This window comes from Pseudescherichia vulneris NBRC 102420 (assembly GCF_000759795.1).
GTDB lineage: Bacteria > Pseudomonadota > Gammaproteobacteria > Enterobacterales > Enterobacteriaceae > Pseudescherichia > Pseudescherichia vulneris.
Window position 1 is genome coordinate 11,643 of the sequence record NZ_BBMZ01000017.1, and the last position, 12,282, is coordinate 23,924.

Genomic DNA, 12,282 nt, shown 5'->3' on the forward strand with positions numbered 1-12,282 from the left:
CTTTTTTTATGACCTTCGAAAAACGCATACTCCATGCGCGGGCCCATGCCAGACAGCCACTACCACCGGATTATCCTCACCGGCAAATGGAGGAACGGCGCGCCATTCCCCGTCGGGTAACACAATCTCTGTAACCTTATCCGTATTGTTCAGCGTGATCAGGAAACGGTCTGAAAGCAGGATTTGCAAACGGCCTACCCCATGCTCCCACTCCCGCACGCTTAAAGGCCGGGCATCCTTGTTCAGCCAGCTGACGTTGCCGTCACCCTCTTCCCACCAGGCATTTTGGATTAATGCCGGTACCTGCTGGCGAAGATGGATTAAGGTGGCCACGAACGTGGTTAATCCATCATTTGCCTGTTCCCAATCAAGCCAGGTCAGCGCGTTGTCCTGGCAATAGGCATTATTGTTACCATGCTGGCTGTGTCCCTGTTCATCACCTGCCAGCAGCATCGGCGTACCTTGTGACAGCAGCAGCGTGACCAGTAGGGCATGGACACTGTCTCGCCGCCGCTCAATCACATACAACGATCCGCCTAATCCCTCTGTACCATGATTATTGCTGTGATTATTGTTAGTGCCGTCGCGATTCTCTTCGCCGTTGGCCTCGTTGTGCTTATGGTTAAAACAGACGCAGTCGCGTAGCGTAAAGCCGTCGTGCGCCGTCACCAGGTTAATCGACGCGGCGGGAAGACGCCCGCTGCGTCTGAACACATCCCCCGAACCGGCAAAGCGCGTGGCGAACCGGCCCAGAGAGATATCCTTCGCCAGCCAAAAACGGCGGGAAGCATCGCGAAACTGATCGTTCCACTCGGCAAACAGCGGCGGGAAGTTACCCACCTGGTAGCCGCCTTCGCCCACGTCCCACGGCTCAGCAATCAGCTTCACTGTCGAAAGAACCGGATCGTTTTTTATCGCCTCGAACAGCGGCGCACAGGGATCAAAGTGCGGCGTGCGCCCCATCACCGTCGCTAAATCGAAGCGGAAACCGTCAATGTGGTAGGTATCTACCCAATGCCGCAGGCACTGGTGCGCATACTCCACCACGCCGGGATGGCTCAGGTTCAGGGTATTGCCGCAGCCGGTCCAGTTGGCGTAATCGCCATTATCTCTGATCCAATAATAGCTACGGTTATCGATTCCGCGCAGGGAGAAGGTCGGCCCTTCAAGATCGACCTCAGCGCTATGGTTCAAAACGATATCGAGGATCACCTCAATACCGGCCTGGTGCAGCGCTTTTACCGCCTCGCAAAACTCCTGCAGGGCGCGGTCGGGATCGCTGGCGTAGCGCGGATCGAGGGCAAACATCGCCAGCGGGTTGTAGCCCCAGTAGTTGCTTAAGCCCAGCCGCTGCAGGCGCGGCTCGCTGGCGAAATGCGCCACCGGCAGCAGCTCCAGGGCGGTGATCCCCAGCCGTTTAAAGTACGCGATCATCACCGGATGACCGAGGGCCCGGTAGGTGCCGCGTATCGCCTCTGGAATGTCCGGATGCAGATACGTCAGCCCTTTAACATGGGCCTCATAGATCACCGTTTTGCCCCATGGATTACGCGGCGGGGCGTCATCTTCCCAGTCAAACGCCTCGTTAACCACCACGCTCTTTGGCGCGATGGCCGCGTTGTTATGGGGATCGGCACTATCAAAACCGCCGTGAAAGAGGTCATGATCGATGGCGTCACCGTCGACGCGGCGGGCACAGGGATCGATCAGCAGCTTGTTCGGGTTAAAACGGTGTCCCGCTGCGGGATCCCATGGGCCGTGCACCCGATAGCCATAGCGCAAGCCGGGACGCGCTTTTTCCAGAAAACCGTGCCAGACGTCGCCGCTGCGGGCAGGCAGGTCATAGCGCTGTTCATTCCCCTCATCGTCAAAGATGCAGAGCTCAACCCGCTCTGCGTTTGCCGAGAAGAGCGTGAAGTTCACGCCATTGCCCTCGTAATGCGCGCCAAGTGGCGCAGGCTTACCTGCCGCCAGCTTCGTCATTCACCCTCCCTGACCAACCAGATGGTAGAGAGCGGCGGCAGCGTCAGGCTGAGCGAGTTATCGCGACCGTGGCTTGGGATGGCATCACTGTGCACGGTGCCGTAATTCCCGGCGTTACTGCCGTGATAGTGCATTGAATCCGTGTTCAGTACCTCACGCCAGCGGCCCGGCTGATTGATGCCAAAACGGTATTCATGGCGCGGTTCCGGCGTAAAGTTGCTGGCCACGATAATTTCATTTCCGTCTTTGTCCCGGCGCACAAACACAAACACCGAACGCTGATTATCGTCGACCACCAGCCATTCGAAACCGTAGCGATCAAAATCAAGCTCGTGCAGCGCTTTATGGTGACGGTAGGTCGTGTTGAGATCGCGCACCAGCCGCTGAACGCCGTGGTGCCAGTTATCGCCGCCCTCCAGCAGATGCCAGTCAAGGCTGCTGTCGTGGTTCCACTCACGCCCCTGGGCAAACTCGTTGCCCATAAAGAGCAGTTTTTTGCCCGGGAAGGCCCACATCCAGCCGTAGTAGGCGCGCAGGTTGGCAAACTTCTGCCATGCATCACCTGGCATGCGGTCGAGAATGGATTTTTTGCCATGCACCACTTCATCGTGCGACAGCGGCAGAACGAAGTTTTCGGTGTAGTTGTAGAGCATCCCAAACGTCAGCTTATCGTGATGATACTGACGGTAGATAGGATCGAGCTTGAAGTAGTCGAGGGTGTCATGCATCCAGCCCAGGTTCCACTTGTACCAGAAGCCCAGCCCACCGTTATCCGATGGCCGCGATACGCCTGGGAAATCGGTGGACTCTTCAGCCATGCTCACCGCCCCTGGTACCTGCTCTCCCAGCTTGCGGTTGGTGCTACGCAGGAATTCGATGGCTTCAAGGTTCTCGCGACCGCCAAACTCGTTGGGGATCCACTCCCCCTCTTTGCGGCTGTAGTCACGGTAGATCATGGAAGCCACCGCATCGACGCGCAGAGCGTCAATACCAAAGCGCTCAACCCAGTAGAGCGCGTTACCCACCAGATAGTTACTGACCTCACGGCGACCATAGTTGTAGATCAGCGTGTTCCAGTCCTGATGATAGCCTTCGCGCGGATCGCTATGCTCATAGAGATCGGTTCCGTCGAACTCGGCGAGACCGAATTCGTCGGACGGGAAGTGGCCCGGCACCCAGTCAAGGATCACGTTCAGGCCCGCCGCGTGGGCAGCCTTGATAAAGTAGCGGAAGTCATCCCGCGTGCCGAAGCGGCGGGTTGGCGCATAGAGGCCCGTAGGCTGGTAGCCCCAGCTGCCGTCAAACGGATGCTCGTTGATCGGCATCAGCTCTAAGTGGGTAAAGCCCATCCACTTGGCGTAGGGAACCAGCTGCTCTGCCAGTTCGCGGTAGCTCAGCCAGAAGTTATTGTCGGTATGGCGACGCCAGGAGCCGAGGTGAACCTCATAGATAGAGATCGGCTGGTCAAACTCGTTGGCTCGCTTGCGCTCTTCGGTCTGCTCGACCTTTTCCGGCAGGCCGCAGATCATGGAGGCGGTTTCCGGGCGCATCTGCGCTTCGAAGGCATAAGGGTCGGCCTTAATGCGCAGGTTACCGTTGGCGTCGATCATCTCGAATTTGTAGATCTGCCCATGCTGCACGCCGGGGATAAACAGCTCCCAGATGCCGGACTCTTTGCGCAGGCGCATGGGATGGCGACGACCATCCCAGTAGTTAAATTCGCCTACGACCGAGACGCGTTGGGCATTCGGTGCCCAGACGGAGAATTTGGTACCGGTCACGCCGTCCATAGTATCGGCGTGCGCACCCAGGGTTTCATACGGCCGCAGGTGCGTGCCCTCTGACAGAAGCCAGGCGTCAAGGTCCTGAATGAGAGGGCCGAAGCGGTAAGGATCGTCCAACAGATTAGCGTGATCGTGCCAGTGAACGGCAAGCTGGTAGCGGAAAGGATTTTTACGGCGTTGAATGATACCGGCAAAGAAGCCGCGTGAATCAAGACACTCTAGCCTGGCCAGTTTGCGTCCGGTTTTCGTTTCGATAACCCACACTTCGGTGGCGTCAGGTAGCAACGCGCGGACTTCCAGCCCGGCATTGGTGCGGTGCATACCGAGTACGGAAAAGGGATCCGCAAAATGGCCTGCTATTAGCGCGTTAATCACGTCTCTATCGACAAGACTGGACATGGTTTTTTATCCTGTTTTATATGTGCCACATTTTTTTCGCCAGCCACATCCAGCTGGCCTGAAGCTGTTCCAACCTAAAGCATAGACAAGGCTTCCCTTGTCTCCTGATAAATTTGGCTGAATTGCGACTACATTATGTATTTACCAAATTTATCGCTGTGTTTGTTCACAAAAAATGTGCAAAAAAAAGGAGGTGACGCTGCACCTCCTCATAAACAGTGATCGTTACGCCAGCTGGCGCAGCATTCGTCGTAGCGGCTCGGCGGCTCCCCACAGGAGCTGATCGCCAACGGTGAAGGCGGAGAGATACTCCGGCCCCATGTTAAGCTTGCGCAGACGACCAACCGGGGTAGTCAGCGTGCCGGTTACCGCCGCCGGGGTTAGCTCACGCATGGTGATCTCGCGGTCGTTCGGCACCACTTTCGCCCATTGATTGTGGGCCGCCAGCAGAGACTCCACGGTCGGGATAGAGACATCTTTCTTCAGCTTGATGGTAAAGGCCTGGCTGTGGCAGCGCAGTGCACCCACGCGCACGCAGAGGCCATCCACCGGAATAACCAGATCGGTATTGAGGATCTTGTTGGTTTCCGCCTGGCCCTTCCACTCTTCACGGCTCTGGCCGTTATCAAGCTGTTTATCAATCCACGGGATCAGGCTGCCCGCCAGCGGTACGCCGAAGTTATCTACCGGCAGCTCGCCGCTGCGGGAGAGCGTAGTGACCTTCCGCTCGATATCGAGGATAGCCGAGGCCGGATCCGCCAGCTCGCCCGCAACGTGGCTGTGCAGCTGGCCCATCTGCGCCAGTAGCTCACGCATATGGCGCGCGCCGCCGCCGGAGGCCGCCTGGTAGGTAGCAACCGACACCCAATCCACCAGGTTCTCGGCAAACAGGCCACCCAGCGACATCAGCATCAGGCTGACGGTACAGTTGCCGCCGACAAAGGTTTTCACGCCGCTGTTCAGGCCCTGGGTAATGACGTCCTGGTTCACCGGGTCGAGAATGATGATGGCGTCATCTTTCATGCGCAGCGAGGAGGCCGCGTCGATCCAGTAGCCCTGCCAACCGCTTTCACGAAGCTTTGGATAGATTTCATTGGTATAATCGCCGCCCTGGCAGGTGACAATAATGTCGAGTGCCTTCAGCGCCTCCAGATCAAATGCGTCCTGCAGCGTGCCCGCCGCGCCTGTACCAAACGTCGGTGCTGGCTGGCCAAGCTGGGACGTAGAGAAGAAGACGGGGCGAATGGCATCGAAATCGCGCTCTTCTACCATGCGTTGCATGAGTACAGAGCCGACCATTCCGCGCCAGCCGATAAAACCAACATTTTTCATAGCGTATTTCCTGCAGAGGTGTGTGCTGTTTGAGCGATCCAGATCTTTTTACTGGTATACCTCACACATTACAAAATGCAGCTAAAGTCGCAAGTGAAATTAATCAATGATAGTGTCGCCGTCAGAAATAGCGCTTATCAGCGGCCATTTAGGGCGTGCCTCAGGGAAACGAAGCAATGAATGATATTCTCTCCATCGCGGTGCTGTTGATCCTGATTATGGATCCGCTTGGCAACCTGCCTATCTTTATGTCGGTGCTAAAGCACACCGAGCCAAAGCGCCGCCGGGCAATTATGATCCGCGAGCTGCTGATTGCCCTGCTGCTGATGCTGATTTTCCTTTTTGCCGGCGAGAAGATCCTTTCATTCCTTAACCTGCGCGCCGAGACCGTCTCTATTTCCGGCGGCATCATCCTGTTTTTAATCGCCATTAAGATGATCTTCCCCAGCCCAGAGGGTGGCAGCTATGGCATGCCCGCGGGTGAAGAGCCGTTTATTGTACCGCTGGCGATCCCGCTGGTGGCGGGCCCCACCCTGCTCGCCACGCTCATGCTGCTGTCGCACCAGTACCCTAACCAGATGGGCCATCTGGTGATCGCCCTGATGCTGGCGTGGGGCGGCACGGTGGCGATCCTTCTACAGTCGACGCTGTTTTTACGCCTGCTCGGCGAGAAAGGGGTTAACGCGCTGGAGCGCCTGATGGGGCTGGTGCTGGTAATGCTGGCAACCCAGATGTTCCTGGACGGCATTCGGGTGTGGATGAAGGGGTAATCATTTAAGCGTGCATTGAAACTGTAGGCCCGGTAAGCGAAGCGCCACCGGGCATATCGGCCATTAACTCAGCAGCGAGAAGGCAATCATCCCAACAATCGCGCCCGTGGTGCCGAGGATGGTTTCCATCATCGTCCACGTCTTCAGCGTCTGCCCTTCGGTTGCGCCGGTAAACTTACCGAACAGCCAGAAGCCAGCATCGTTGACGTGGCTGACGACGATAGAGCCGCCTGCGATGCAGATCGACAGCGCAGCCATCTGCGCGCCGGAGAAGTGCAGCTGCTCAATCACCGGCATCACCAGACCCACTGCGGTTAAGCAGGCTACCGTCGCCGATCCCTGAATAATACGCACCGCTGCGGCCAGCACGAAGCAGGTAATCGCGATGGGCAGGCCCATGCCGGTCAACGCTTCGCCCAAGGCCGGACCCACGCCGGAATCCACCAGCACCTGCTTAAAGACGCCGCCTGCACCGATCACCAGCAGAATAATGCCCGCAGGCTGTAACGCCGTGCCGCAGATCGCCATCACTTTGTCTTTCGCCATGCCCTGACGATACGCCAGACCGTAGATGGCCACCAGGCATGCCACCAGGATGGCGGTGAACGGATGGCCGATAAACTCCAGCCACTCGTAGAGCGTAGAGCCCTGCTCAACGAAGCGAGCGGCGATGGTTTTCAGGCCAACCAGCACCAGCGGCAGCAGGATCAGCGCAAGGCTGAAGCCGAACGACGGCATCTTGCCTTCGCCGAGATGCGGCTCGCTGATGTCATCTGGAATATGCAGCTCAACGTAGCGGCTGATAAAGTTGCCCCACAACGGCCCGGCAATGAGCATGCCTGGGATCGCCGCGCAGAGGCCGATCAGGATCATCCAGCCAAAGTCGGCGTGCATCTGAGACGCCAGCAGCATAGGCGCTGGCCCCGGCAGCAGGAAGGCCGCCGCCGCCGCCACCCCGGCAAAAAGCGGAATGACCAGCTTCACCAGGTTAGTGCCCGTATGGCGCGCCATCGAGAAGGCGACGCTGATCAGCAGCACAATCGCGACCTCAAAGAAGAGCGGCAGCGCACAGATCAGCCCAGCAAGGCCGATGGCATAGTGCGCCCGGCTGTGGCCGAAGGATTTCAGCATCTTGACCGCGATCTGATCCACCGCGCCGGTCTCATGCAGAATTTTGCCGAACATGGCCCCCAGCGCGACCACTATCGCGAGGAAGCCCAGCGTGCCGCCCATGCCTTTTTCCATGGTTTTGGCAATGGCGTCGAGCGGCATGCCAGAAAACAACCCCGCGCCAATAGAAACCACCATCAAAGCAATGAAGGCGTGAAGGCGTGCCTTCATCACTAAAAACAGCAGCAGCAAAACCGAGCCGACCGCTGTCAAAACAAGCGTTAAAGTACCCACTGTACAGCCTTAGTTTTTTTATTTATTAATCACATCAATAGTGCTGGCTACCACGCCGTTGAGCGGCTGGTCGATATCCACAATTAATACGTCGTTCTCGTCCGCACCCGGCTCTTCCAGCGCTTCAAACTGGGTTACCAGCATCTGCGTCTTGAAGAAGTGGCCTTTACGTGCCTTGAGACGGGCTTCGATCACGTCGAAATCACCCTTCAGATAGATAAAGGAGAGGTTCGGGTTGCCGTCGCGCAGTAGATCGCGATAGCTTTTTTTCAGCGCGGAGCAGACGATCAGCGACACTTTGTTGGTGCGCTGCATCGCGAAGGCGGCATCGTTCAGCGCCTGCAGCCAGGGCTTGCGGTCGTCATCGTTCAACGGCTCGCCAGCGGCCATTTTGGTGATGTTGCTGCGCGGATGCAGGAAGTCGCCATCCAGGAAAGCGGCATGCAGCTGATAAGCCACTTCGCTGGCAACGGCGGATTTTCCACTGCCGGATACGCCCATCAGGACATAAACGTGGTGATCGTGATTAGTCGTGCTCAAAGGTCGCTCCCACAGAGACAAAAGGTAGATTGTTACGGGTAACAGTTATCGGTAACATTTTCCTGCTGGGGCTAGCGAGAAGCAATAAGCCGCACTCTCCGAAGTGAATAAGTGTGAGCTACTTCAAATTTGTCAGACTAAATAGATCCACCTGGTGACAATGTGAAACCTAAATCTAACATTTTTGGCGTCACCACCTCACCGCGAATGCGTGCCAGCAGGCGTTCGGCACCAATGCGGCCCATGCGCTCACGCGGCGTCAGCACGCTCGCCAGCTGAGGCTCCATCACCTGACCAATATCATGGCCGTGGAAACCGGCAATCGCCATGTCATCCGGTATTTTCAATCCTAAACGCTGGCACTCGAACGCTGCTCCCACCGCAAGGTCATCGTTAGTACAAAAAATACCGTTGAGCTGCGGATATTCGCGGCGCGCCTGGCGCATCAGTTCAATGCCGGATGAGTACGACGAGGATTGCTCCATCATCACGCTGTACGGCGTCAGGCCCGCATCGCGCATCGCCTGCTCATACCCCTGCTGTTTGATGATAGTACGTTCGTCGAGACGTGCACCGAGATAGGCGACATGGTGATGGCCGCGCGCCACAATGGCCGCGGTCATCTGGCGGGCAGCATCGAAGTTATCAAAGCCGACGGCAATGTCGAGACACGGCGAGCAGCTGTCCATCAGCTCCACCACCGGGATCCCTGCCACCTCGATCATCTTTAGGGTGCGCGCCGTATGGCTACGCTCGGTAAGGATCAGGCCGTCAATGTTCCACGATAGCATGGACTCCAGCCGCTCCTCCTCCATCTCCGGCTTGTAGCCGTAGTGGGCCAGCATGGTCTGGTAGCCGTGGGCATCGGTGACGCTTTCGACGCCGCGCAACACTTCAGCGAATACCTGGTTGGTCAGAGAGGGAAGCAGCACGCCGATAGCGCGGCTGGTGGCGTTAGAGAGGATGTCAGGTGCGCGATTAGGAATGTAGCCCAGCTCGTCCAGCACCGCTGCAATTTTGCCACGCAGCGCCACGGAGACTTGCTCCGGGTTGCGTAAAAAACGGCTGACGGTCATTTTGGTCACGCCAACGCGATCTGCAACGTCCTGAAGTACGGGTCTTTTCTTTTTCATCGTCCTGAGCGGGGTAAACGGGAAAACATTGTTTTAGTTTACCACGACGCAGGCGCAACCTCCCCGCTGATAAGGAGAGGTGGCGCACTTTATTTAACACATCATACCGGCGGCAGGTCGAACAGCAGGATTTCACTGTCGCTGTCTGCGTGAATCGACAGCGCCTGCTCGTCCCAGATGGCCAGCCCGTCGGCAGTGGTAGCTTTTGTGCCGTTGATAGAGACACTGCCCTTCACGACCTGGATCCAGACCTTGCGACCGTCAGCAATCTGGTAATCCCCCTGCTCGTCTTTCAGCAGCGCCCAGCGGGAGAGCTCCATATCCTGGTTGACCTTCAGCGATCCGTCCCGGGCATCCGGAGAGAGGACCAGCTGGCGGCCCTGGGCGGCGTCAAAGCGGCGCTGCTCATAGCGCGGCGCGATGCCGGTTTTTTCTGGAATGATCCAGATTTGATACAGGTGCAGACGCTCGGTTTCGCTCGGGTTGTACTCAGAGTGGCGTACCCCAGTCCCGGCGCTCATGATCTGGAACTCACCGGCAGGCACCTGCTCTTTGTTACCGATGCTGTCCTGATGCTCAACGACGCCTTCCAGCACGTAGGTCAGGATCTCCATATCTTTATGGGGATGGGTACCGAAGCCCTGGCCTGCATCGATCACGTCGTCGTTAATGACGCGCAGCGCAGAGAAACCCATAAAATTCGCATCGTAATAGTTGGCAAAAGAGAAGGTATGCCATGAATCCAGCCAACCATGATTTGCGTGACCACGTTCGTTTGCTTTGCGTAAGAAAATCATTTTTTCACCCCCGTCTGTTTTCGATGGAGTAAGTGTGTACCCGATCGACCCAGGATGATAGAGGGTGAAAATTGACTCCTCTGTTCAAAAATTATGAACAACTTATAAAACAGCAAAAAGCCTTATTTTGCGAGGGTTACCGTGGCAGGCGCGGCCTGCTCAAACCCGCGTTCGAGGATCTCAAGGTTGGTTAACACCTCAGATTCCTTGACGTAGTTTTCTGCCCCTTCCGTCAGGGTGGCATAGAGGGCATCGTAGACGCGGCCATAGTCGCCTGGCTCCGGCTGCCACTCTTCACGCACCGTCTCTCCGGCGTCGTTGAGGTACTCCAGCGTTGCCAGCGTGTCGTCGGCAGCAAACCCTGCCTCGCCCGGCATAATATTGGCCTTCAGGCTGGTCTCCTGCTGGTCAATCCCATACTTGATAAACGAGCCGCGGGTGCCGTGGACAATAAATTTCGGGTAGTCGATTTTGACATAGTGGCTGGTCTTCACAATCGCCTTCAGATCGCCGTAGAAGAGCTGCGCTTCAAAGGTATCGTCCGGGTTGGCCTTATTTCGCAGGCTGCGGATGTCATAGGAGACATGGTCCGGGCGGCCAAACAGGGAGATGATCTGATCCAAGGTATGCACGCCGAGGCCAAAGAACATCCCGTCCTGCGGCAGGCCCGGCTTGGTCTCTGCGACCGGACGGAAGTAGTCGATGTGGCTCTCGATTTCGACAATCTCACCCAGCTTGCCGCTCTCAATGGCTTTTTTCGCCGTCAGGAAGCAGCTGTCAAAGCGACGGTTCTGGTATGGGGTAACGGTGAGGCCTTTGCTTTTTGCCAGCTCGAACAGGGTAATGGCTTCGGCCATCGAGGGGGTAAAGGGTTTCTCTACCAGCACGTTTTTACCCGCCTCCAGCGCGCGCTTCGCGTACTCAAAGTGGCTATCGGCATGGGTACAGACGATCACCAGCTTCACCTGCGGATCGTTAAGGACCTCGTCGAGATCGCTAGTGAAGTGGATGTGCTGATACTGAGGATACTGCTCTTCCGGCTTGGGATGGCGGCGGAAGATGTGTGCCACGTGCCAGCTCGCTTTGCGATTGAGAACATAGGGAAGATGGTAGCGGGTGGTGCTTTTACCAAAGCCGATAAATGCGCAGTGCAGAGTCATGAGTCACCTCTTTTTTAAAACAGTGCCCATAACCATAGCGCAAAGTTGAGCGCGACAACACGCCCGATGGCGCTGCGCTTATCGGGCCTACAACACCCGCAATGAACCCTCAACCGTCGGCGTCGCAGCCAGTTTGTTCACGGCAAGCGCGCAACAACCGGAGCGTACTTAATGTACGTGAGGATTGTGAGCACTTCCCGAGGACAAAATGGCAAGTAAGCCAGGTTGATGCACACGCAAAAAAAAAGCCAGCATAGGCTGGCTAAGATAATACTGGAAGCAATGTGAGCAATGTCGTGCTTTCAGGTTCACCGTAGTATCCCCTGAACGCATAGCAATAATAATCATTATCATTCGCACTTGTCTAATACTTTTTGCAAAAAATGGCAGTTGACGAAAATTTTGAATTACCGGATGTTGGAGAGGAGTCTTAACTAACTGAGGATAGAGGAAAATGAGTGAGATAGTGATACGCCACGTCGAAGCCCGCGATGCCGAGCCATTACGCCTGATGTCAGCGCAACCGGAGATGTATCACCATCTACTACAGCTACCCTACCCCTCTCAGGAGCTTTGGCAGGAGCGCGTTAAGCCCCGGCCCGGCCACCGTATGTTAGTCGCCACCATTGATGGGGAAGTGGCCGGACATATTGGCATCAGCGTAGAGCAGAATCCACGCCGCAGTCACGCGGCGGAATTTGGTCTTGCCGTCTCGCCCGCCTTTCGCCAGCGCGGGGTCGCCAGCGCCCTGATGAAAGCCATGATTGATGTTTGCGAGAACTGGCTGCGCATCGAGCGCATTGAACTGTCGGTGTATGCCGATAACGAAGCCGCTATCGCGCTCTATCGCAAGCATGGCTTTGAGATCGAAGGCACCGCCAAAAAGTACGCTCTGCGCAACGGCGAGCTGGTGGATTCCCACTTTATGGCACGGATGAAAAGATAAGACATTGCCGGGTGGCACAGCGCCACCCGGCAAA

The 12,282-nt window shown here is 56.7% G+C and carries 10 protein-coding genes; 2 read left to right on the forward strand and 8 right to left on the reverse strand.

Annotated elements, in window-relative coordinates; translation table 11 throughout:
- Positions 1-6: 6 nt before the first annotated feature.
- From glgX to asd, 3 genes are all read right to left on the reverse strand, one after another.
- Complete coding sequence (gene glgX / locus EV102420_RS22520) at positions 7-1,983, reverse strand: glycogen debranching protein GlgX (RefSeq protein ID WP_042393166.1); 1,977 nt, start codon at positions 1,981-1,983, stop codon at positions 7-9.
- Positions 1,980-4,166 carry a 1,4-alpha-glucan branching enzyme gene (glgB, locus tag EV102420_RS14920; RefSeq protein WP_042393167.1) on the reverse strand — a complete coding sequence of 729 codons (2,187 nt, stop codon included), beginning with the start codon at positions 4,164-4,166 and terminating at the stop codon, positions 1,980-1,982. The genes glgX and glgB overlap by 4 nt, the downstream gene beginning before the upstream one ends.
- Before the next feature lie 225 nt (positions 4,167-4,391).
- Positions 4,392-5,498 (reverse strand): aspartate-semialdehyde dehydrogenase, encoded by a 1,107-nt coding sequence (gene asd / locus EV102420_RS14925; RefSeq protein WP_042393170.1) that lies wholly within the window; start codon positions 5,496-5,498, stop codon positions 4,392-4,394.
- A 176-nt stretch (positions 5,499-5,674) separates the two neighbouring features.
- On the opposite strand from asd, the gene EV102420_RS14930 reads away from it, so the two are divergent.
- A complete protein-coding gene (locus tag EV102420_RS14930) occupies positions 5,675-6,268 on the forward strand; it encodes a YhgN family NAAT transporter (protein WP_042393172.1) in 594 nt (197 codons plus the stop codon).
- Positions 6,269-6,331: 63 nt separating this feature from the next.
- On the opposite strand, the gene gntU is transcribed toward EV102420_RS14930, so the two are convergent.
- The 5 genes from gntU to EV102420_RS14955 form a co-directional block, all read right to left on the reverse strand.
- Positions 6,332-7,672, reverse strand: coding sequence for a gluconate transporter (gene gntU, locus EV102420_RS14935; protein WP_042393173.1), 1,341 nt, complete (start codon positions 7,670-7,672; stop codon positions 6,332-6,334).
- Positions 7,673-7,690: 18 nt separating this feature from the next.
- Positions 7,691-8,212 carry a gluconokinase gene (gntK, locus tag EV102420_RS14940; RefSeq protein ID WP_042393176.1) on the reverse strand — a complete coding sequence of 174 codons (522 nt, stop codon included), beginning with the start codon at positions 8,210-8,212 and terminating at the stop codon, positions 7,691-7,693.
- A 137-nt stretch (positions 8,213-8,349) separates the two neighbouring features.
- On the reverse strand, positions 8,350-9,345 hold the full coding sequence (gntR, locus tag EV102420_RS14945) for a gluconate operon transcriptional repressor GntR (protein WP_042393178.1): 996 nt from the start codon (positions 9,343-9,345) through the stop codon (positions 8,350-8,352).
- Between the two features lie 101 nt (positions 9,346-9,446).
- Positions 9,447-10,142 carry a pirin family protein gene (locus EV102420_RS14950; protein WP_042393180.1) on the reverse strand — a complete coding sequence of 232 codons (696 nt, stop codon included), beginning with the start codon at positions 10,140-10,142 and terminating at the stop codon, positions 9,447-9,449.
- Between the two features lie 122 nt (positions 10,143-10,264).
- Positions 10,265-11,302: an oxidoreductase gene (locus EV102420_RS14955; RefSeq protein WP_042393182.1), complete on the reverse strand. Its 1,038-nt coding sequence runs from the start codon at positions 11,300-11,302 to the stop codon at positions 10,265-10,267.
- A gap of 454 nt (positions 11,303-11,756) precedes the next feature.
- Between EV102420_RS14955 and yhhY the strand changes: the two genes are divergently transcribed.
- A complete protein-coding gene (yhhY, locus tag EV102420_RS14960) occupies positions 11,757-12,248 on the forward strand; it encodes an N-acetyltransferase (RefSeq protein ID WP_042393184.1) in 492 nt (163 codons plus the stop codon).
- The last annotated feature ends 34 nt before the right edge of the window (positions 12,249-12,282 follow it).